Below are 1,669 nucleotides of genomic sequence, written 5' to 3'. Positions count from 1 at the left end.
CCGAGGCCACTGAAAAAGTCCAAAAGGGTACATTTTCCTTAATTTTAAGGGAGATGTACCTTTTTCTCTGTATACTTAAGGTATAACGGTGAAAGGGATGAAGCTTATGTTCCAGCCACAGATCTCATTATCTTTAAGTCCATACTCAGCACTTTATGAACTGGTTGTTCCCAAAGACAATATGCTACGTCAAATAAACGAACTCGTGGATTTTACTTTCATATACGAAGAGCTACAAGCAAATTACTGTCTGGACAATGGTCGAAATGCAATCGACCCCGTGCGGATGTTTAAATATTTATTGCTGAAAGCTATTTTTGAACTGTCAGATGTAGATATTGTCGAGCGGTCTAGATACGACATGTCTTTTAAATACTTTCTTCAAATGGCCCCGGAAGAGCCGGTCATTGACCCGAGTTCCTTGACTAAATTTCGCAAGCTGCGGTTGAAAGACCTCAACCTGCTCGACATGCTCATTGGCAAATCGGTTCAACTTGCGATGGAAAAAGGGATACTCAAAAGCACCTCTATTATCGTAGATGCTACACACACCAAGGCACGCTACAACCAAAAGTCCCCACGAGAGATCTTACAGGACCAGTCTCGCAAATTGCGGAAAGCCATCTACTCTGTAGACGAAAAGTTTAAGACGAAACTGCCCGCCAAAAATACCGTGGATACGGTGGAAGCCGAAATTACATACTGCCAACAACTGATCGAGGTTACGAAGTCAAAACTTGGAATCGCCCAACTCCCTAAAATTACGGAGCCGTTGAATCTGCTTCAAGAAACCGTGGAAGATGATGTGGAGCACTTGCGAATCTCCAAAGACCAGGATGCGCAGGTCGGACACAAAAGTGTGGACACTTCTTTCTTCGGCTACAAAACCCATCTGGCTATGACAGAGGAGCGAATTATTACAGCGGCTGTAATTACAACAGGAGAGAAGAACGATGGAAAGCAACTACAGACACTCATAGGGAAGACAAAGGCAACAGGCATGACGGTGAAGACTGTAATTGGAGATACCGCCTATTCAGAGAAGGACAATATTGCCTACAGCAAAGAGAATAACATGGAGTTGGTTGCTAAATTACATCCGCAAGTAACACAAGGCGGACGTAAAAAAGAAGATGAATTCGAGTTTAACAAAGATGCTGGCATGTACGTATGCAAGGCAGGCCATATGGCCATTCGAAGAGCTCGGCAAGGGAAGAAAGGAGTAGGTAAAAACCAAACAAACACCTATTATTTTGATGTAGAGAAATGCAAGCGTTGCCCGTTCAAGGAAGGCTGCTACAAGGAAGGTGCTAAAACCAAAACCTATGCGGTCACGATAAAATCCAACGAACACACCGAACAAATGGCTTTCCAAGATAGTGAATATTTCAAGGAAAAGTCCAAGGAACGCTACAAAATTGAAGCAAAGAATAGCGAACTCAAGCATAGGCACGGGTATGATGTAGCCACATCGTCGGGTCTATTAGGCATGGAGTTGCAAGGGGCTATGGCGATATTTGCGGTTAATCTAAAACGAATTCTAAAATTGACAGTCTAATAAAAATGAAAAAATGGGCCATCTGCTCCTTATTTTAAGAGTAGATGGTCCATTTTTTTATACTGCAAAATCTTAAACTACAAAACACCTAAGTTCTTCAGTGGCCTCGGA

The 1,669-nt window shown here is 42.7% G+C and carries 1 protein-coding gene; it reads left to right on the top strand.

What is annotated here, in order from left to right; all coding sequences use genetic code 11:
• The first annotated feature begins 106 nt into the window (after window positions 1-106).
• Window positions 107-1,558 carry an IS1182 family transposase gene (locus ACFPB1_RS27340; protein ID WP_379229378.1) on the top strand — a complete coding sequence of 484 codons (1,452 nt, stop codon included), beginning with the start codon at window positions 107-109 and terminating at the stop codon, window positions 1,556-1,558.
• The last annotated feature ends 111 nt before the right edge of the window (window positions 1,559-1,669 follow it).

Origin of the sequence: Paenibacillus sp. GCM10023250, assembly GCF_042653205.1 — a bacterium.
GTDB lineage: Bacteria > Bacillota > Bacilli > Paenibacillales > Paenibacillaceae > Paenibacillus_Z.
The sequence above is the reverse complement of the archived record's forward strand: the minus strand, read 5'-3'. Positions and strand labels throughout refer to the sequence as shown.

Coding starts and splice junctions, on each gene's coding strand:
- ACFPB1_RS27340 (WP_379229378.1), top strand. CDS start 107: ATGTTCCAGCCACAGATCTCATTATCTTTAAGTCCATACTCAGCACTT.